This window comes from Nocardia wallacei (assembly GCF_029868745.1).
Lineage (GTDB): Bacteria > Actinomycetota > Actinomycetes > Mycobacteriales > Mycobacteriaceae > Nocardia > Nocardia wallacei_B.
In genome coordinates, this window is sequence record NZ_JARWOP010000145.1 from 1 (window position 1) to 18,334 (window position 18,334).

The window sequence follows — 18,334 nt, forward strand, 5'->3', positions numbered from 1 at the left end:
GCGGGGCTGCCCAGCTTGGTATAGGCCGCCGCTAACTTTTCGGGCGGGTGGTTTTCTAACTCCCCGCTCATCCCTCTTCGCCGCGGGGGGCGGGTCGTGCGCCCCGGGGGTGACGCGAACCGCGTGAGATCCGTCCGATGACTGGAACCCCGACCGAGAGGACCAGATTTCCATGACCGTCGACAACGAGCTGTCCCGCGCCGAGACCAACCGCCGGACCGTGCTGGAGCTGTACCGCCGATTCAACGCCGGTGACCTGGACGGCGCCTTCGCTCTGGTGCACGAGGACTTCGTCACGCACAATCCGCGGGTGCCGCACGACCCGGCGGCGAGCACCGGCAAACAGGCCTTCCGAGACTTCTTCGGCACTCCGGCCGGGCGGGCGCTGGCCGCGGCGCGACAGGAGGTGATGCGCGTCGTCGCCGATGACGACCTGGTCGCCGTGCATATCCGGCTCACCGTGGGCGAGGCCGTCAACGCGGTGGTCGACCTGCTGCGGCTGCGCGACGGAGTGATCGTCGAGCACTGGGATGTGGTGCAGCCGGTGCCCGACCGGCTGCCACATCCGCACGGAATGCTCTGAGTGCCAAGGGCTTCCGGTGCGCCCGCTATGCCGGGTGCACCTCGGCGGCCCACGCCCCGGCGGCCGCGGTCGCACGGGCGTAGTCCGCGAAGTCCTTGGGTTTGCGGCCCAGGATGCGTTCCACGCCGTCGGTCGTGGCCGAGTTGCGGCCGTCCAGCACGGTGCCGAAGAGGTAGTCGAGGAGGCTGATCTCCTCGGCGGGCACCTCGTAGGTCGCCAGTGCCGCAACGAAATCGGTGCGGCTGATGGGGATGTAGGCGATCTCGCGACCGGACGCCCGGGCGATCTCGCCGACCGCCTCGGCGAAGGTGAGGGCCCGGGGTCCGGTGAGTTCGTACACGGCGCCGATGTGCCGGTCGTCGGTCAGCGCGGCGACCGCGGCCGCCGCGATGTCGTCCGCGTCGATGAACGGTTCGGGCACGTCACCGGCGGGCAGCGCCACCTCGCCCGACTGCACGAAATCGGCGAATCCGCCCTCGCTGAAGTTCTGCGCGAACCAACTGCACCGCAGGACGGTCGTTTCGAGGCCGGAGTCCCGCACGATCTGTTCGCACTCCGCGGCCTCCGGCTCGCCGCGCCCGGACAGCAGCACCAGCCGCCGGACGCCGTTGTCCCGGGCGGCGGCGGTCAGCGCGTTGATCGCCTCGGGGGCGCCGGGCGCGGCGAGATCCGGCTGGTAGGCGATGTAGACGGCCGACACACCGGCGAGCGCGGCGGACCAGGTGGTGCGGTCGTTCCAGTCGAAAGGCGGTTGCGCGGAACGGGATCCGAGCCGTACCGGAATCGAGCGCTCGCGCAGTTGCGCGGCCACCCGGCTGCCGGTCTTGCCGGTGCCGCCGAGAACGAGGACTGTGTTGTTCGAGTTCGTCATGTACCAAGTACATCGCCGATGGCGTGGACGCGACATGGCCGAGAAGCGCGGGAACATTCGCGAGCGTCTGCCGTATCGCGCCCACTGCGTGAGGGCTACTCGGCCGCATCGAACGATGTGAGAAATCACTACCCGGCAAACGCGTAGCGGGCCGCACCGTAAGGTCGAGTCATGGCCTCCGCGGAGTTGTCGAAACTGGTGCAGTCGGTCGTGGAGCCGTACCTGCTGGACGGCCCGCGCCGCTATACCCGCGAGGATGTCTCGCGGCAGTCGGGCGTGCCGCCGGAACTGACCCGCCGGCTGTGGATATCGCTCGGCTTCCCGGCCAATCCCGACGACGACGCGATCGAATACACCGACGCGGATGTCCAGGCGGTCAACAACTTTCAGGGCCTGGCGGCGCTGGCCTCGACCGATCTGCGGCAGCAGTCGGGGGCCGCGCGCACCCTGGGCCAGGCGATGGCGCGGCTGGCCGAATGGCAGGTCGACCTGGTGGCCGAGGAGATCGTGGACCGGATCCGGGCCATCACCGCCGCCGACCCCACCGCGGACGAGGTCACGGTCGCGCAGGAGGCGACCGAGGAGGTCGTGTCGAGCCTGCAGGAATTGCAGGCCTACGCGTGGCGCCGGCACCTGGCGGCCGCCCTCGCCCGCTCGCTCGACGGCGACGGCAGCGGCGGCGACACGCTGCGGGAGGTGGCCGTCGGTTTCGCCGACATGGTCGGTTACACCCGGCTGACCAGGCACCTCGACCCGGACGAGCTGACCCGGCTGCTGGAATCGTTCGAGACGATCACCACCGACGCGATCACCGCGCACGGCGGCTGGGTCATCAAGAACGTGGGCGACGAGGTGATGTTCGCCGCCGAGTCGGCGGTGGTGGCGGCCCGCATCGCGCTGGCCGTCCAGGACGCGACGCTGTCCGCCGGAACCACGCCGGAACTGCGGGTCGGTCTGGCCTACGGCGAAGTGCTGCAACGGTTCGGGGATCTGTACGGCTCGGTGGTCAACACCGCGGCCCGGCTGACCGGCGTGGCCCGGCCCGGCACGGTACTCATCGACGACGGCGCCGCCGCGCAGCTGGCCGGGGAGCGGGAATTCGCGCTGCGGCATCTGCGCAGTGTGCGAGTGCGTGGCTTCAATCGGCTGCGCTCGCACGTGCTGCGGCGGGCCTGATCCCAGCGGCGTTCGCTGAAAGTGCCCGGGAATTAGGAGCGGGCCTCGGCGAAGGGGGGGAGTTAGCCGAGGCCCGCGTAGGGTCGGCCCGGGGGGGAGGGGCCGACGTGAACGATCCTACGCGACGATCCCCGATTGTGTGTGTATGAGGGCTGCCACTTTCGGAAAGTTTTTCGGAGGTACTCGGATGGGGTAGTCCGACGTGGTGTGCGGGGGTCGGCATCGTGGTACCTCGGTGGACTCGAACCCGTTGGGCGGCAATCGGTTACGTGGCCCTCGAGGCGGCCGTCGAAGCAGCGATCGAGGGGCCCCGAGCGCCCGTTTTCACCCCTCTGTACGTCCGATAAGGGGGCGACGTTCCGGATTGCGTGGATTCGCGGCGTGTCGATCGGGAGACCCACGATCGAGGCGAGTACCGGGAGGCGCTCCGGAACGAGTAGCGCACTACTCGCGATCCGTTCCGCGCGCTGGGCGACGATCGTATCGGCCGCATCCCGCCGGCACCCCCGAGCACCGCCGGATCCCGGGATGCGGCCTCCTGCTGTCCGCGTCGTGCCAGGTAGGAAGTGGTGCGGCGGGGACGGCCTTAATCGAATGAACTTGTCGGTGCCGTGGGCAATACTGGGCAGCAGTGTCGATCAGGTCACTGCACAATCCATTACGAACGGCAGGAGCATCATGCCCGACGCCATCATCGCCGAGGGTCTGGTCAAGACATATGGGCGGCTGACCGCCCTCGACGGACTCGACCTCACGGTACCCGAGGGTACGGTCACCGCTCTGCTGGGTCCCAACGGCGCCGGCAAGACGACGACCGTCCGGGTACTCACCACCTTGCTCATCCCCGACGCCGGGCGCGCCACCGTGGCCGGTATCGACGTACTGCGCGCGCCGCAGCGGCTGCGCGCGCACATCGGCGCCTCCGGCCAATACGCGGCGGTCGACGAATACCTCACCGGCTTCGAGAATCTGGAGATGGTCGGGCGGCTGTACCACATGGGCGTGCAGCGCAGTAAGGACCGCGCCCGCGAACTGCTCGAGCGGTTCCGGCTCAGCGACGCCGCCGACCGGCCCGTGAAGGGCTACTCCGGCGGCATGCGCCGCCGCCTGGACTTGGCGGGTGCGCTGGTCGCCAATCCTCCCGTCCTGTTCCTGGACGAGCCGACCACGGGCCTGGACCCGCGGGCCCGTCTCGACCTCTGGGATGTCATCGAGGAACTGGTGGCCGGCGGCACCACGCTGCTGCTGACCACGCAGTACATGGAGGAGGCCGACCGATTGGCCGATGCCATCGCGGTCATCGACCGCGGCAAGGTCATCGCCCGCGGCACCGCCGACGAACTCAAGACCATGGTCGGCGGCGACCGCATCGAACTGACCGTCGACCACGCCGACAGCCTCGCGGTCGCACAACAGGCCCTGTCCGCGCTCGCGGTCGGGGAGATCCATCTCGAGCCCGGGCTACGACGCATCACGGTGCCCGTCAGCGAGGGATCGCAGGCCCTGGTCGATGCCATCGGGCGGCTGGCCGAGCACAAGGTCCAGATTCACGACGTCGGGCTGCGGCGCCCCTCGCTCGACGATGTGTTCCTCACTCTCACCGGCCACGAGGCGGAAGAAATGATCAGCGAGAACGGCCACGCCGACGGTAAGGGCGCCGCCGAGCGAGTCGACGCGACGAAAGGACAGCAGAGATGAGCACGGCCGTAGCCATCGCCGATCAGCCGACGTTCGGCACACGCATGTCGATGGTGGTCAGCGACAGCCTGACGATCACCAAGCGCAATGTCATCAAGATCAGGCGAGTACCCGACGTCCTGATCTTCTCGACGCTGTCGCCGATCATGTTCGTGCTGCTGTTCGCCTACATTTTCGGCACGGCGATCGAGGTGCCGGGGTTGTCGGGCGGGTATCGGGAGTTCCTGATCGCGGGCATCTTCGCGCAGACCTCGGTCTTCGGCGCGACGTTCACCGGCCTGAGCCTGGCCGAGGATATGCAGAAGGGGATCATCGACCGGTTCCGGTCGCTGCCGATGGCCTCGGTGGCCGTGCTGATCGGCCGCACCGCCGCCGATGTCGTGATCAATGTGGTGAGCCTGGTCGTGATGTCGCTGACCGGCCTCATCGTCGGCTGGCGGATCCGCGGGTCGCTGTTGGACGCGGTCCTGGCCTATGTGCTGCTGTTGCTGTTCGCCTATGCGATCTCGTGGATCATGGCCGTGGTCGGCCTGATCGTGCGGGCGCCCGAGGTGTTCAACAACGCCAGCTTCATGGTCATCTTCCCGCTGACGTTCCTCGCCAATACCTTTGTGCCGCTGGACAAGCTGCCCGGGCCGTTGCAGGTGTTCGCCGAGTGGAATCCCGTCTCTGCGGTCACCCAGGCCACCCGCGAGCTGTTCGGCAACACCAGCCCGGCGGTTCCGACGCCGGACGCCTGGCCGATGCAGCATCCGGTGCTGACCACGCTGATCTGGGTGGTGGCCATCCTGGTGGTGTTCGTGCCGCTGGCGGTGCGGCAGTTCAAGCGCTCGGTCAGCCGCTGAGTTTGCCGGCCACTGTGACCAGCCTTTCCTGCGCGAAGCGGGTGGCTGTGCCACAGTGGTCGCATGCAGTTGGGGAGCTCTGGGAAGTCCGGCCGGTTGCGCAACCGGCTCATCGTCGCCGCCCTCGTCGGATTCGCGGGCAGTGCCGCCTGGCTGGCGGCGCGCCGCCGTCCGCAGCTGCCCGCACCCGCCGCCGAGCCGCCGCGCCTGGGCTACTCCACCAACGGATCCGCGCCGGAGGAAGCGGCGCGCTTGCCGTAGCCGGCTCCGGCACGGCCCGAAGACAGTGGGATACAACTCGATTCGCCGCGTACATGGCACGATGTTCGGCGTGACCTCACCGAATCAGACCGCCGTGGCCACGCTGCACACCAATCACGGCGACATCAAGATCTCGCTCTTCGGTAACCATGCCCCGAAAACGGTGCGCAACTTCGTCGGCCTCGTCGACGGCTCGGCGGCGTACACGACGGAGAACGCCGCGGGCGGCAAGTCCGGGCCGTTCTACGACGGCAGCACCTTCCACCGCGTGATCGATGGCTTCATGATTCAGGGCGGCGACCCGGCCGGCACCGGCCGCGGTGGGCCGGGGTACGAATTCGGCGACGAATTCCATCCCGAGCTGCGTTTCGATCGCCCATATCTGCTGGCGATGGCCAACGCCGGGCCGGGCACCAACGGTTCGCAGTTCTTCATCACGCTCAGCCCGCAGCCGCATCTCAACCGCCGCCACACCATTTTCGGTGAGGTGGTGGACCCGGATTCGCGCAAGGTGGTCGACACCATCGGCGCCACGGCGACCGACCGCAACGACCGCCCCAAGGATCCGGTGGTCGTCTCCTCCATCACCATCGACTGAATCTCGACGGAGTTTCGTGAATCCCCAACCGCCCGCACCGACCTGCTACCGCCATCCCGATCGCGCCACCGGCCTGGCCTGCACCCGGTGCGGCCGGTCGGCCTGCCCGGAATGCCTGCGCCCGGCCTCGGTCGGCCAGCACTGCGTGGACTGCCTGCGGCAGGGGCAGTCGGACGTGCGCCCGGTGCGCACCGTGGCGGGCGCGCCCGCGACGCAACGGGCGGTCCCGTACGTGACCTACCTGCTGATCGCCTTGAATGTCGCGATCTTCGCGATCACCGCTGCGCAGGCGAACAACGTCGCGGACAACCAGCGCTCGCAGTTGTTCTTCGACTGGGTGCTGGCGCCGCCGGCGGTGGCCGACGGGCAGTGGGTGCGGGTGCTCGGGTCCGGATTCCTCCACTACGGCCCGATTCACCTGCTGGTCAACATGTTCGCGCTGTACATCCTGGGTCGCGACTGTGAAATGGTGCTCGGCCGCCTGCGGTTCGTCACGGTCTACCTGGCCTCGCTGCTGGGTGGTTCGGCGGCGGTCATGTGGCTGGCCCAGGACACCTCGACGGCCGGCGCCTCCGGAGCGATCTACGGCCTGTTCGGCGCGATGACCGTGATCCTGCTGCGGCTGCGGCAGAGTCCGGTGCAGATGCTGGTGCTGATCGCGGTCAACGTGCTGATCAGCGTGTCGCTGCCGGGCATCTCGCTGTGGGGGCACCTCGGCGGCCTCGCCGCGGGCACCCTGGCCACGGGCGGCATTCTCTTCCTGCCGCAATGGCTGCGCGCCAAGACCCCGCAGGCCGCCCGCGCCGTCGGCTGGACGGCGTCGGCCGGTGTCGCGGTGATCGCGCTGCTGCTCATCGTCGCCGCGGCGGCGGAGCTGGCCTGAGTCGTTCGCCGCGTGCGTTATTCGCCGCGGGTCAGGCCGTGCACGATCATCGCGTCCAGCACGTCCTGGGGGTGAGTGCCCAGATCCCAGCGGCCGAAGATCAGCAGCCGGTCGTGCCCGTCCTGCTGGACGTCGAGTTCCAGATTGGGCACCTTGCGCCCGAGCCGCCGGAAGCCCACCACCCGGGCCCGCAGGATCCGCTCCGGCGGATACACGACCGGTCCGAGCAGCCCGCGGACGATCAGCGCGGGCGGGGTTCCGGGGACGACGGTCAGCCGCGGCCGCTGGCGCAGTCCCAGTGCGGTCAGCCCGAGCAACAGCACCGCGGCGATCCCGACCAGCAACCGGCTCGGCGCGTCACCGGTGAGGACGGCGGCGGCGATGAGCGCCACTCCGCCGAGCGCTGTCACCGCGAGCGCGGCCGGGGGAGTGGACCAGGTAAGACGGGACGTCGAGTCGGATGCGGTCACGGTCCCCAATCGCTCCTCGAGTTGTCCACAGATCTATCCACAAGTGTGCATGAACTACATCGGTGTAGTGCTGGTCAGCGCCACCGCATCGTCATGATCAGGCCGATCACCATGAGGCCGAAGCCGATCAGGAAGTTCCAGGCGTTGAGGTTGGCCATCCACTCGATCTTGTCGTTGGCCAGGTAATACACCAGCAGCCACACCAACCCGGCCAGCATGAAACCGAGCATGATGGAGACGTACCAGACCGGTGACGGGCCGCCCTTCACCTTCACCGGAGTACGGCTGGCGGGGTTGATCGTGTAATCGGTCTTCTTGCGGCGGACCTTCGACTTGGGCATGACGTCCTCGTATTCGGCGTACAGGTCGTACCGGCGGAGTAGGCAGCCGAGCATGTCGGCTACGCCGCACACGCCCCGCCGGTCTGGGTAAAGGCTATCCCAGCTGGGTATACCCGGGCGTTCCGGACTGTTGTCGGCGCACCGCCCGGGTATTCCCGCGACGCCGATCGGGCGGCCACGTACCCTCGAACCATGCGCGTACTGGTCGTCGACAATTACGACAGCTTCGTCTTCAACCTGGTCCAATACCTGGGCCAGCTGGGCGCCGAGGCGACGGTCTGGCGCAACGACGACCCGCAACTGGATGACACCGACGAGGTTGTCACCCGCTTCGACGGGGTGCTGATCAGTCCCGGCCCCGGCACTCCCGACCGGGCCGGGAAGAGTATCGATCTGGTGCACGCGTGCGTCGCGCATCGGGTCCCGCTGCTGGGCGTCTGTCTCGGGCACCAGGCCATCGGCGCCGCGTTCGGCGCGACCGTGACCCGGGCGCCGGAACTGCTGCACGGCAAGACCAGTGCGGTATTCCACATCGGCGCGGGCGTGCTGGCCGGACTGCCGGACCCGTTCACCGCGACCCGCTACCACTCGTTGACCGTTCTCGAGGAGACGCTGCCCGCCGATATCGAGGTCCTCGGCCGCACCGAGAGCGGCATCGTCATGGCGATGCGGCACCGCACCCTGCCGGTCCACGGCGTGCAGTTCCACCCGGAGTCGGTGCTCACGCAGGGCGGGCACCGGATGCTGGCGAACTGGCTGGAAGTCTGCGGCGAACGTCCGGCGGAGCATCTGGTCGAGCAGTTGGAGGCGGAGGTCGCGGCGCTGGTATGAGCGCCAGGCCGTACGTGCTGCTGTCGGTGGCCGTGAGTATCGATGGCTACCTCGACGACGCGGGCCCCGAGCGGCTGCTGCTGTCCAACCCCGAGGATTTCGATCGGGTCGACGCCGTGCGCGCCGACTGCGACGCGATCCTGGTCGGCGCCGAAACCCTGCGCCGGGACGACCCGCGGTTGCTGGTCCGCAGTGATACTCGCCGTGCCCATCGCATCGCGGCGGGGAAACCGGAGTTCCCGATGAAGATCGCCGTGACCGCGGGCGGCGAACTGGATCCGAGCCTGCGCTTCTTCCACACCGGAGGCGTCAAGCTGGTCTACACCACCGACCGCGGCGCCGCGCGGAGCGCCGGACCGCTCGCCGGCCTGGCCGAGGTCGTATCCCTCGGTGGCGGTATCGATTTCGGCGCACTGCTCGACGACCTGGGCAGGCGCGGCGTGGGGCGATTGATGGTGGAGGGCGGCGGCCGGATCCACACCGCCTTCCTGGCCGGTGATCTCGCCGACGAATTGCTGATGGCCGTGGCGCCGGTGCTGGTGGGCGATTCCCGAGCGCCGCGATTTCTGCGTCCGGCCGACTTCCCCGGCGGACCGCGGCGCAGAATGGAATTGGCGGACGTCGGCCGCGTGGGTGATGTCGCGCTGCTGCGTTACCTGCCGAGATACGCCGAGCCCCGAACCGACGGAGGGCCGCACGACATGGAAACACCACAGTGACATCGCATTTCGCGGAGCCGGGCACGGAAGGCCGTAAGTCCCACCGGTTCTGGATGCATCACGCGATCGGCCTGGCCCGGCTCTGCCCGCCCAGTTCGACCGCCTTCTCGGTCGGGGCGGTGGTGGTCGACGCCGGGGGAGTCGAACTGGCGCACGGCTATTCGCGCGAAACCGACGCCAAGGTTCATGCCGAGGAGTCCGCGCTGAACAAGCTCGGCGACGACTCCCGCCTGACCCGGGCCACCCTCTACAGCACCCTGGAGCCGTGCTCGCGGCGCGCGTCCCCCGACCGCGCGCCGTGCACCGACCGCATCCTGGCGGCGGGTCTCGCGCGGGTCGTCATCGCCTGGCGCGAACCCGCCACGTTCGTCGACAACTGCGTGGGCGTGGAAAAACTCCGCGACCAGGGCATCGAGGTGATCGAACTTCCCGACCTGGCCGCCGAGGCCATGTCGATGAACCGCCACCTCGACCTCACCTGATCGGCCGCCGGGAGATCACGGTGGCGCGATCACACCCGTCGCGATCGTGATGGTGGCGTTCTTGGGGATCGAGGAACCGGGCGCGGGTTGCTGACTGAGGATGTGGCCGATGCTCGGCGGATCGAAGGTGCCCTGGGTGGTCTGGTTGATCTGGCCGACGCCGCCGGTCCAGCCGGCCGTGCGCAGCCTGTCCACCGCCTGCGAGGGCGTGAGGCCGACGAGGGGCGGCATCGTGATCTGATCGCTGGAGACCTGCACGGTGATGGTGGAACCCTTGTCCGCCGAGGTGTTTCCGGCGGGGTCGGTGGAGAGCACCTCGCCGCTGGGACGCGAGGACGGCACCTTCTGAACGACCACCTTGAAACCACCGGGGTTCTCGAGGTTCGCCTGCGCCACATCGATCTGCTGGCCGACCACATCGGGCACGCGTACCTGCTCGGGCCCCTTGCCCAGGGTGATCGTGACCAGACCCTCGGCCTCGGCCCTGGCGTCGGCCTGCGGGCTCTGCCGGATCACCTTGTCCTTGTCTTCGGGACTCGACCAGTCCCGCTGGATATCCGGATTCAGCCGCAGATTGCCGGACGAGAGCAGCTGCTCGGCCTCCTGCTGGGTGCGTTTCGCCAGGTTCGGTACCGGAATGATCTCCGGACCGGTCGAGACCTGCACCGTCACGGTGCTGCCCTTCGGCGCCCGGGAACCGCCGAGCGGCTGGGTCGAGATGACATTGCCGACAGCGACCTTGCCGTTGGCTTTCGGCTGGGTGTTGACCGAGAATCCGGCCCGCTGCAACTCGTCCTGCGCCACCTGCGCCGGCTTGTTCGCCAGATCGGGGATGGCCACCTGGTCCGGCTTGCTGCCGGGACCGATCAGGAACCAGAACAACGCGAACAGGGCCGCGATACCGGCCAGCACCGCACCCGCGATCATGGCGGTGCGGCGCGGGTCGCGGGGCTCGTCGTATTCGGGTTCGTCGACATCCTCGCGTTCGACGGTGCGGTAGCCGCGCGCCGACGCGTCCATGCTGCCGAGGATGGTGGTGCGATCCTCGTCGGTCATCACCATCGGGGCGTGCGGTTTCTGGCCGCCCAGCACCCGGATCAGGTCGGCGCGCATCTCCGCGGCGGTCTGATACCGGTTGGCGGGATTCTTGGCCATCGCCTTCAGCACGACCGAATCCAGCTCGCGCGGCACCCCGGTATGCACCAGGGACGGCAGCCGCGGGTCCTCGCGCACGTGCTGATACGCGACCGCGACCGGCGAGTCGCCGGTGAAAGGTGGTTCCCCGGTGAGGATTTCGTAGAGCACGCAGCCGACGGAGTAGACATCGGAGCGGGCGTCGACCTGCTCGCCGCGGGCCTGCTCGGGCGAAAGATATTGCGCTGTACCGATCACCGCGGCGGTCTGCGTCATCGGGTTGGAGCTGTCGGCGATCGCGCGCGCGATGCCGAAGTCCATGACCTTCACCGCGCCCTGCCGGTTGATCATGATGTTGGCCGGCTTCATGTCGCGGTGCACGATGCCGTTCTTGTGGCTGAAATCCAGTGCGGCACAGACGTCGGCGATGACTTCCATCGCGCGCCGCGGCGGCAGCGGGCCCTTGCCGCGCACGATATCGCGCAGCGTGTCGCCGTCGACGTACTCCATCACGATGTAGGGCAGCGGCCCGCCGTCGACCTCGGCCTCGCCGGTGTCGTAGACCGCGACGATGGCCGGATGGTTCAGCGCGGCCGCGTTCTGTGCCTCGCGCTTGAATCGGAGATAGAAGGTGGGGTCGCGGGCCAGGTCCGCGCGCAGCACCTTGATCGCGACATCGCGCCCCAGGCGATTGTCGCGGGCCTTGTGTACCTCCGACATTCCGCCGAACCCGATGATCTCGCCCAGCTCGTAGCGCTCGGAGAGATTCTTCGGGGTCGTCATGGCAGTCCTTGCGGTGCGGTGGCCGGGGAACTACTGCTGTCGTCGGTCTGGTTCTCGGTGGTGCCGCGGGGTTCGCGCCCGGTGGTGCCGTGTGTGCCGTTCCTGCCGTAATTGCCATCGACACCCGGAATATTCGGCAATGGTATTTCGAATGTGGTCCGGGGTACGCGACCCGTGGTCGTCGGCGCGGTGGTCGTCGGCCGCTGCTGGGTCGAGCTGGGCGGCTGGGTGGTCGTGGTCGTCGGCGGTGGCGTCGTGGTGGGCGGCTCGGTCGTGGTGGTGACCGGCGGCGGCTGGTAATAGGTGGTCGTCGGCGCCTCGGTGGTGGTCGTCGGCACCGGTGGCGGCGGTGCGACGACCGACGTCGGCGACTTCGGCGTCACCGACGATTCCGGCGGCTTGCCGCTGAGCAGGACCCACGCGGCGATGCCGCCGATCAGCAGCGCGCCGACACCCAGACCGGCGAGGGCCTTCTGTCCGTTGCTGAACCGCGACCCGTCCTCGTCGCCCGGCGGAACCGTGCCGGTCCGTCCGGCCATGACCGCGGTGCCGGGCGGTTGTGCTTGCGCCCGGCCGGAATTCGCGTAGCGGACGGTGGCGTCGTCGTAGTCGCCGCGCGGCAGCACCGTGGTCGGTCCGGGCGGCAGCACCCGCGCCGCGCCGGACTGCGGTGTGGCGAGCCCGGCGGTGCGCGGCGGCGGGGGACGGCGGCCGGACCGGACCGCGGCCACGGCGTCGGCGAACTCGCCGCCGCTGCTGTACCGCCGATTCGGCTCCTTGGCCATGGTGATCTCGATGAGTTCGCGCACGTTCGGCGGCAGATCCGCGGGCATCGGCGGCGGCGACTCGCGCACGTGCTTCATCGCGACGGTGAGCGCGCCGTCGCCGGTGAACGGCCGCTGGCCCGACAGCGCCTCGTACCCGACCACGCCGAGCGAGTACACGTCGCTGGCCGAGGTGGCGTCCTCGCCGGTGGCCTGCTCGGGCGCGATGTACTGGGCGGTGCCCATCACCATGCCGGTCTTGGTGACCGGCGAGGCGTCGACCGCCTTGGCGATGCCGAAGTCGGTGATCTTCACCTGACCGGTCGGCGTGACCAGGATGTTGCCGGGTTTGACGTCGCGGTGCACGACGCCGGCGGCGTGCGCCACCTCCAGCGCGCGGCCGGTCTGCTCCAGCATGTCCAGGCCCTGCGCCACCGACAGCCGGTTGAGCCGGTTCAGCACGGCGTTGAGCGGTTCGCCCTGCACGAGTTCCATGACCAGATAGGCGGTTTCGCCGCCCTGCGGGTCGAAGGTCTCGCCGTAGTCGTAGATGCCGGCGATGCCCGGATGGTTCAGTTGCGCGGTGGTCTTCGCCTCCGTGCGGAACCGGTGCCGGAAGGTCGGATCCGCGGAGAACTCCGCCTTGAGCACCTTCACCGCGACGCGCCGGTCCAGCCTGGTGTCCAGGGCCTCCCACACCTGTCCCATGCCACCGGTGGCGATCAGCCGTTGCAGTCGGTAGCGGTCCGCGATCATCGCACCGTTGTTCAGCATTGCAGCCCCCGTAGGCTCCGTCTAATTGCGCCTGACCAGGGGCCCTGCGTGGTGACGCAGGCCGCTGCCGGGCCTCGATTGTTCAGGCGTGAAAGCACGTTCATGTGGGTCAGCCCCCCTGCAGTCCGGCGTCGAGTACCGCACGGGCCACGGGTGCGGCGACCGATCCGCCGGTGGCCGCGAGCGCGCGATCGCCGCCGTTCTCCACGATGACCGCGATCGCGATCTTCGGGTTCTGGGCCGGCGCGAAGGCCGTGTACCAGGCGTGCGGCGGGGTGCTGCGCGGGTTGCTGCCGTGTTCGGCGGTGCCGGTCTTGGACGCGATCTGATAGGGGCGTGACTGGTTCCCTCCGGCCGTGTTCTTCTCCGAGGCGATCATCAGATTGGTCAGCTCGGTCGCGACCGGTGCGCTGATCGCCTGCCCGACCGAGACCGGCTTGGTCTTGGACAGCTCGCTGAGATCCGGGCCCTGCAGCTGATCGACCAGGTGCGGTTCCATCCGCACCCCGCCGTTGGCGACCGTCGCGGCGATCACCGCGTCGTCCAGCGGGGTGAGGGCGACGTCGCGCTGCCCGATGCTGCTCTGCGCCAGCGACGGATTGTCCGGGATGGTGCCGACGGTGCTGTCGGCCCACTGGATCGGAATACCCGCGTGCGGCCCGATGCCGAACGCGGCCGCCTCGTCCTTCAGCTTCGCCGCGCCGACCTTCATGCCGATCTCGGCGAACGCGGTGTTGCAGGACAGCCGGAACGCGTCGTACAGCGAGGCCGTGGCGCCGCCGCCGCAGGTGGAACCGTTGTAGTTCTCCAGCGTGGTGCTGGTGCCCGGCAGCGTGATGTTCGGCGCCGCGGTGAACTGGTCCTCGGGCTTGATTCCCATCGACAGCGCGGCCGCGGTCGTCACGATCTTGAACGTCGATCCGGGCGGATAGGTCTGCGAGACAGCGCGATTGAGCATCGGCTGATCCTCGTCGGAGGACAGCGCCTCCCACGTCTGGGTGCTCTTGGCGCCGTCGTGGCCGGACAGCTGGTTGGGGTCGTAACTCGGGGTGGACACCATGGTCAGGATGCGCCCGGTGCTGGGCTCGATCGCCACCACCGATCCCGTGTAGCCCTTGCTGGTCAGCTGCTCGTAGGCGACCTGCTGCATCGCCGGGTTGATGGTGGTGACCACGTTGCCGCCGCGTGGGTCGCGGCCGGAGATCATGTCGACCAGCCGGCGTCCGAACAGCGCGCTGTCGGAGCCGTTGAGCACCGAGTCCTCGGCGCGTTCGAGTCCGGTGCTGCCGTACTGCATCGAATAGAAGCCGGTGACCGGGGCGTAGGCGGCCGGGTCGGTGGGGTAGGTGCGCAGGTACTTGTAGCGGTCGTCGGTCGCGATCGAGCTGGCCAGCACGGCGCCCGCGCCGGAGATCTGGCCGCGCTGGCGGGAGTACTCGTCCAGCAGCACCCGCGAGTTGCGCGGATCGTTGCGCAGGCTGTCGGCCTTGATCACCTGCACATAGGTGGCGTTGGCCAGCAGCGCGACGATCATGACCATCACGGCGATGGCGACGCGGCGCAGGGGGGTGTTCACACCGCTTCTCCTCTCGACCGGATGAGTTCCGTCTGCGCGTCGGCGATCGGCGCCGGCTGATCCTTCCGGCGGGCGGGGGCCGGGGCCCGGGCGGCGTCGGAGATCTTCACCAGCAGCGCGACCAGCGCGTAGTTGGCCAGCAGCGAGGATCCGCCGTAGGAGACGAACGGGGTGGTGAGACCGGTCAGCGGGATCAGCTTGGTGACGCCGCCGACGACGACGAAGACCTGCACCGCGATGGTGAATGCCAGCCCCGCGGCCAGCAGCTTGCCGAAGCTGTCGCGCACCGCCAGCGCCGTGCGCAGGCCGCGGACCACGAAGATCGCGAACAGCATCAGCACGGCGGCCAGCCCGATGAGGCCCAGCTCCTCGCCGATGGTCGCGACGACGAAGTCGGTCTTGGCGAACGGCACCTGCGAGGGCCGTCCGCTGCCCAGCCCGGTCCCCGCGAGCCCGCCCGTGGCCAGGCCGAACAGCGACTGCGAGATCTGGTAACCGGTGTTGTTATAGTCGGCGAACGGATGCAGCCAGGTCGCGACGCGCACCCGCACGTGCCCGAAGGCGTTGTAGGCGATGAAGAATCCGAGCGCGAGCAGCAGGCTGCCGACGATCACCCAGCCCACCCGCTCGGTGGCGATGTACAGCAGCGCCAGCACCGTCGCGAAGATCAGCAGCGAGGTGCCCAGGTCCTTCTCGAACACGAGCACCAGCAGGCACACCAGCCAGACCGCGAGGATGGGCCCGAGGTCGCGCCCGCGCGGCAGCTCCATCCCGAGGAAGCGGCGGCCCGCGGCGGTGAACAGTTCGCGCTTGGCGACCAGCACCGAGGCGAAGAAGATGATCAGCAGGATCTTCGCGAATTCGCCCGGCTGCATGCTGAATCCGGGCAGCCGGATCCAGATCTTGGCGCCGTTGGTCTCCGACAACGCGCTGGGCAGCAGCGCCGGAATGACGAGCGCGACCAATCCGAGCAGGCCCAGGGTGTAGCTGTAGCGCGCGAGAGTGCGGTAGTCGCGCAGCAGTATCAGCAGCCCGACGAACAGCGCGATGCCGAACGCCGTCCACAGCACCTGCTGGTTGGCGTCGGGCGAGGGCATCGGCCAGGAGTTGTAGGCGGCGGTCTGCTCGTCGGCGAGATCCAGGCGATGGATCAGCACCAGCCCGACGCCGTTGAGCAGCGCCACGATCGGCAGCAGCAGCGGATCGGCGAACGGCGCGAACCGTCGCACGGCCAGATGCGCCACACCGAACAGCGCGAAGTAGGCAAGGCCGAGCTTGGCCAGATCCCAGGTGACTTCCTGATCCTGGCTGGCCTCCACCAGCACCAGCGCCACGGTGGTGATCACCACCGCGCCCGCCAGCAGCAACGCCTCGGCGTTACGCCGCGTCGTCGGTGGTGGCGCGGGAGCGAAGCCGCCCGGTGGGCTGGGGAAAGCCCCAGCCGACGGCGGTGCCGGTGCGGACATCAGTCCGCCTTCCTGCAGTTCTCCCCCGGAGTCTGCGGGGCCGGCGCGGAGGCGGTCGGCGGGACCGGCTGTTGAGCGGGAGCGTTGGTGGGTCCCGGCTCGACCGGGGTCGGCGTCGGGGTGGCGCCGTTCTCGCCCGGCGCGGGCGCCGGAACGGGCGTGGGCACGGGCACCGGCGTCTTGACGCACGCCGGCAGCAGTTCCGCGGTGGTGAGCTTCTCGAGCTGGCGCTGGGCGTCGGCGAAGGTGCCCGGCTGCAGGCCGTTGTTCACGACCTTGTCGCGGCCGGTCTGCTTGAGGTCGGCGACCTGCAGCTGCTTGCAGCCGGAGGGGAAGTTGTTGCCGGGACGCAGCAGGCTGAGCCGGCCGTCCCGGTCGATGCAGGCGAGCTGGTCCACATCGCGGATCGAGTAACCCAGCACCGAGCCGGGGAGCCCGCGCATGATCACCACGCTGCCGGCGTCGGTGCCGACGTAGTAATTGCTGCGAATCATCTTGTAGCCCACCACGAGACCGATCACCACGGCGAGGAGCAACGCCAGCGACAACACGATCCAGCGCAGCTTGTGGGTCTTGCGCGGCGCGGGCGGCTGGGCGGCCTCGGGCGCGCGGCGGGGCGCGGCGCGCGGCGGGCGCATCGCCGCGGCGCGTCCGGCGGCGGTGTTCGGGGGCGGGACGTCCTCGTCCTCGCCGGAGGCGGCGCCGGCCACGATCGGATGACTCTGGCCGTAGTCCAGGTCGATGACATCGGCGACCACAACGGTGACGTTGTCCGGTCCGCCGCTGCGCAGCGCCAGCTCGATGAGCCGGTCGGCCGCCTCGTCGGTGTTGCCCTCGCGGAGCGTGTTGGCCATCGTCTCGTCGCTGACCACATCCGACAGGCCGTCCGAGCACAGCAGGTAGCGGTCGCCGGCGCGGGCCTCCCGCATCGTCAGCGTGGGCTCGATCTCGTTGCCGGTGAGCGCGCGCATGATCAGCGACCGCTGCGGATGGGTGTGCGCCTGCTCCGGCGTGATGCGGCCCTCGTCGACCAGCGACTGCACGAAGGTGTCGTCGCGGGTGATCTGGGCGAGTTCGCCGCCGCGCAGCATGTAGGCGCGGGAGTCGCCGATGTGGGCCAGACCGAGTTTCTTGCCCGCGAACAGGATTGCGGTGAGCGTGGTGCCCATGCCGTCCAGTTCGGGTTCTTCCTCGACCTGATCGGCGATGGCGGCGTTGCCGTCACGCACCGCGCGGTCGAGCTTGCCGAGTAGGTCGTCACCGGGTTCGTCGTCGTCCAGGTGGGCCAGCGCGGCGATCATCAACTGGGAGGCGACCTCGCCCGCGGCGTGCCCGCCCATGCCGTCGGCCAATGCGAGCAGGCGCGCGCCGGCGTAGACGGAATCTTCGTTGTTGGCCCTGACGAGACCACGGTCGCTGCGCGCTGCGTAGCGGAGAACAAGAGTCACGATCGCAGCTCGATCACTGTCTTACCGACACGGACAGGGGTACCGAGTGGAACTCGGACCGGGGTGGTGACCTTCGCTCGATCGAGGTAGGTCCCGTTGGTTGAGCCTAGGTCTTCGACGTACCAGTCGTCGCCGCGCGGCGAGAGCCGTGCATGCCTGGTCGACGCATAGTCGTCGGTCAGCACGAGTGTGGAGTCGTCGGCACGCCCGATCAGCACCGGTTGGGTGCCTAGCGTGATACGCGTGCCTGCGAGTGAACCCTGAGTCACCACGAGATGTCTGGCGCCCTTCTGGCCGCGACTGAAGGATGGCAGCACCGCGGAACCGCGTGCGGCCCGGGGCTGGATCCGGATGCCGGATGCCGCATAGATATCGCTGCGCAGGGTGCGGAGCACCGCCCAGACGAACAACCACAACAGCAGCAGGAACCCCGCACGGGTCAATTGCAGGATCAGTCCCTGCACGGCGTTCCACCTCCTGTTCGACCGGTGCCGTTGGTACGGTTCGACCCCCAACCGGCGTGCTGGTCAGCACGGCCCGGCTGCCGAGCGAATGGTGGCAGCATAATAGGGTCGACGACCGGTTGCGATCACGATACGGCCGAGGACTTCTCGTGCCCCACCGTGACCTG

At 69.0% G+C, this 18,334-nt stretch carries 19 protein-coding genes; 10 read left to right on the forward strand and 9 right to left on the reverse strand.

Annotation, left to right across the window (positions count from 1 at the left end):
• Positions 1–172: 172 nt before the first annotated feature.
• Positions 173–583: a nuclear transport factor 2 family protein gene (locus tag QH470_RS12020; RefSeq protein ID WP_280272404.1), complete on the forward strand. Its 411-nt coding sequence runs from the start codon at positions 173–175 to the stop codon at positions 581–583.
• A gap of 25 nt (positions 584–608) precedes the next feature.
• Here QH470_RS12020 and QH470_RS12025 read toward each other — a convergent pair whose 3' ends face one another.
• Entirely contained in the window at positions 609–1,454 is an 846-nt protein-coding gene (locus tag QH470_RS12025; RefSeq protein ID WP_280272405.1) for an NAD(P)H-binding protein, read from the reverse strand.
• Positions 1,455–1,625: 171 nt separating this feature from the next.
• On the opposite strand from QH470_RS12025, the gene QH470_RS12030 reads away from it, so the two are divergent.
• The 6 genes from QH470_RS12030 (at position 1,626) to QH470_RS12055 (ending at position 6,915) form a co-directional block, all read left to right on the forward strand.
• A complete protein-coding gene (locus QH470_RS12030) occupies positions 1,626–2,630 on the forward strand; it encodes an adenylate/guanylate cyclase domain-containing protein (RefSeq protein ID WP_280272406.1) in 1,005 nt (334 codons plus the stop codon).
• Between the two features lie 678 nt (positions 2,631–3,308).
• Entirely contained in the window at positions 3,309–4,328 is a 1,020-nt protein-coding gene (locus QH470_RS12035) for an ATP-binding cassette domain-containing protein (protein ID WP_280272407.1), read from the forward strand.
• Positions 4,325–5,173 (forward strand): ABC transporter permease, encoded by an 849-nt coding sequence (locus QH470_RS12040; RefSeq protein WP_280272408.1) that lies wholly within the window; start codon positions 4,325–4,327, stop codon positions 5,171–5,173. Before QH470_RS12035 ends, QH470_RS12040 begins: the two co-directional genes overlap by 4 nt.
• Positions 5,174–5,236: 63 nt before the next feature.
• Positions 5,237–5,434 (forward strand): hypothetical protein, encoded by a 198-nt coding sequence (locus tag QH470_RS12045; RefSeq protein ID WP_280272409.1) that lies wholly within the window; start codon positions 5,237–5,239, stop codon positions 5,432–5,434.
• A 70-nt stretch (positions 5,435–5,504) separates the two neighbouring features.
• Complete coding sequence (locus QH470_RS12050) at positions 5,505–6,032, forward strand: peptidylprolyl isomerase (RefSeq protein WP_280272410.1); 528 nt, start codon at positions 5,505–5,507, stop codon at positions 6,030–6,032.
• A gap of 16 nt (positions 6,033–6,048) precedes the next feature.
• Positions 6,049–6,915 (forward strand): rhomboid family intramembrane serine protease, encoded by an 867-nt coding sequence (locus QH470_RS12055; RefSeq protein WP_280272411.1) that lies wholly within the window; start codon positions 6,049–6,051, stop codon positions 6,913–6,915.
• 17 nt (positions 6,916–6,932) lie between these two features.
• Here the strand turns inward: QH470_RS12055 and QH470_RS12060 are convergent, their stop codons facing one another.
• Entirely contained in the window at positions 6,933–7,385 is a 453-nt protein-coding gene (locus tag QH470_RS12060; RefSeq protein ID WP_280272412.1) for a PH domain-containing protein, read from the reverse strand.
• 74 nt (positions 7,386–7,459) lie between these two features.
• Positions 7,460–7,726, reverse strand: coding sequence for a cell division protein CrgA (gene crgA, locus QH470_RS12065; protein ID WP_280272437.1), 267 nt, complete (start codon positions 7,724–7,726; stop codon positions 7,460–7,462).
• Between the two features lie 192 nt (positions 7,727–7,918).
• Between crgA and QH470_RS12070 the strand changes: the two genes are divergently transcribed.
• The 3 genes from QH470_RS12070 to QH470_RS12080 are packed head-to-tail and all read left to right on the forward strand — an operon-like array spanning position 7,919 to position 9,758.
• Positions 7,919–8,557: an aminodeoxychorismate/anthranilate synthase component II gene (locus tag QH470_RS12070; protein ID WP_280272413.1), complete on the forward strand. Its 639-nt coding sequence runs from the start codon at positions 7,919–7,921 to the stop codon at positions 8,555–8,557.
• Positions 8,554–9,276 carry a RibD family protein gene (locus tag QH470_RS12075; protein WP_280272414.1) on the forward strand — a complete coding sequence of 241 codons (723 nt, stop codon included), beginning with the start codon at positions 8,554–8,556 and terminating at the stop codon, positions 9,274–9,276. The genes QH470_RS12070 and QH470_RS12075 overlap by 4 nt, the downstream gene beginning before the upstream one ends.
• Positions 9,273–9,758 (forward strand): cytidine/deoxycytidylate deaminase family protein, encoded by a 486-nt coding sequence (locus QH470_RS12080; RefSeq protein ID WP_280272415.1) that lies wholly within the window; start codon positions 9,273–9,275, stop codon positions 9,756–9,758. The genes QH470_RS12075 and QH470_RS12080 overlap by 4 nt, the downstream gene beginning before the upstream one ends.
• Positions 9,759–9,773: 15 nt before the next feature.
• Here the strand turns inward: QH470_RS12080 and pknB are convergent, their stop codons facing one another.
• The 6 genes from pknB to QH470_RS12110 all read right to left on the reverse strand — a co-directional run bounded on the left by pknB (position 9,774) and on the right by QH470_RS12110 (position 18,167).
• Complete coding sequence (gene pknB / locus QH470_RS12085) at positions 9,774–11,675, reverse strand: Stk1 family PASTA domain-containing Ser/Thr kinase (protein ID WP_280272416.1); 1,902 nt, start codon at positions 11,673–11,675, stop codon at positions 9,774–9,776.
• A complete protein-coding gene (locus tag QH470_RS12090; RefSeq protein WP_280272417.1) occupies positions 11,672–13,213 on the reverse strand; it encodes a protein kinase domain-containing protein in 1,542 nt (513 codons plus the stop codon). The genes pknB and QH470_RS12090 overlap by 4 nt, the downstream gene beginning before the upstream one ends.
• A 109-nt stretch (positions 13,214–13,322) precedes the next feature.
• Positions 13,323–14,789: a peptidoglycan D,D-transpeptidase FtsI family protein gene (locus tag QH470_RS12095; protein ID WP_280272418.1), complete on the reverse strand. Its 1,467-nt coding sequence runs from the start codon at positions 14,787–14,789 to the stop codon at positions 13,323–13,325.
• A complete protein-coding gene (locus QH470_RS12100; RefSeq protein WP_280272419.1) occupies positions 14,786–16,255 on the reverse strand; it encodes an FtsW/RodA/SpoVE family cell cycle protein in 1,470 nt (489 codons plus the stop codon). The genes QH470_RS12095 and QH470_RS12100 overlap by 4 nt, the downstream gene beginning before the upstream one ends.
• A complete protein-coding gene (locus QH470_RS12105) occupies positions 16,255–17,703 on the reverse strand; it encodes a protein phosphatase 2C domain-containing protein (protein ID WP_280272420.1) in 1,449 nt (482 codons plus the stop codon). Before QH470_RS12105 ends, QH470_RS12100 begins: the two co-directional genes overlap by 1 nt.
• On the reverse strand, positions 17,700–18,167 hold the full coding sequence (locus QH470_RS12110) for an FHA domain-containing protein FhaB/FipA (protein WP_187686012.1): 468 nt from the start codon (positions 18,165–18,167) through the stop codon (positions 17,700–17,702). The genes QH470_RS12105 and QH470_RS12110 overlap by 4 nt, the downstream gene beginning before the upstream one ends.
• Positions 18,168–18,334 lie beyond the last annotated feature (167 nt).

Bases quoted from the DNA above. Each gene is read 5' to 3' on its own strand.
- QH470_RS12075 (WP_280272414.1), top strand. From the start codon at position 8,554: ATGAGCGCCAGGCCGTACGTGCTGCTGTCGGTGGCCGTGAGTATCGAT.
- QH470_RS12090 (WP_280272417.1), bottom strand. From the start codon at position 13,213: ATGCTGAACAACGGTGCGATGATCGCGGACCGCTACCGACTGCAACGG.
- QH470_RS12045 (WP_280272409.1), top strand. From the start codon at position 5,237: ATGCAGTTGGGGAGCTCTGGGAAGTCCGGCCGGTTGCGCAACCGGCTC.
- crgA (WP_280272437.1), bottom strand. From the start codon at position 7,726: ATGCCCAAGTCGAAGGTCCGCCGCAAGAAGACCGATTACACGATCAAC.
- pknB (WP_280272416.1), bottom strand. From the start codon at position 11,675: ATGACGACCCCGAAGAATCTCTCCGAGCGCTACGAGCTGGGCGAGATC.
- QH470_RS12100 (WP_280272419.1), bottom strand. From the start codon at position 16,255: ATGTCCGCACCGGCACCGCCGTCGGCTGGGGCTTTCCCCAGCCCACCG.
- QH470_RS12030 (WP_280272406.1), top strand. From the start codon at position 1,626: ATGGCCTCCGCGGAGTTGTCGAAACTGGTGCAGTCGGTCGTGGAGCCG.
- QH470_RS12020 (WP_280272404.1), top strand. From the start codon at position 173: ATGACCGTCGACAACGAGCTGTCCCGCGCCGAGACCAACCGCCGGACC.
- QH470_RS12035 (WP_280272407.1), top strand. From the start codon at position 3,309: ATGCCCGACGCCATCATCGCCGAGGGTCTGGTCAAGACATATGGGCGG.
- QH470_RS12040 (WP_280272408.1), top strand. From the start codon at position 4,325: ATGAGCACGGCCGTAGCCATCGCCGATCAGCCGACGTTCGGCACACGC.
- QH470_RS12070 (WP_280272413.1), top strand. From the start codon at position 7,919: ATGCGCGTACTGGTCGTCGACAATTACGACAGCTTCGTCTTCAACCTG.
- QH470_RS12025 (WP_280272405.1), bottom strand. From the start codon at position 1,454: ATGACGAACTCGAACAACACAGTCCTCGTTCTCGGCGGCACCGGCAAG.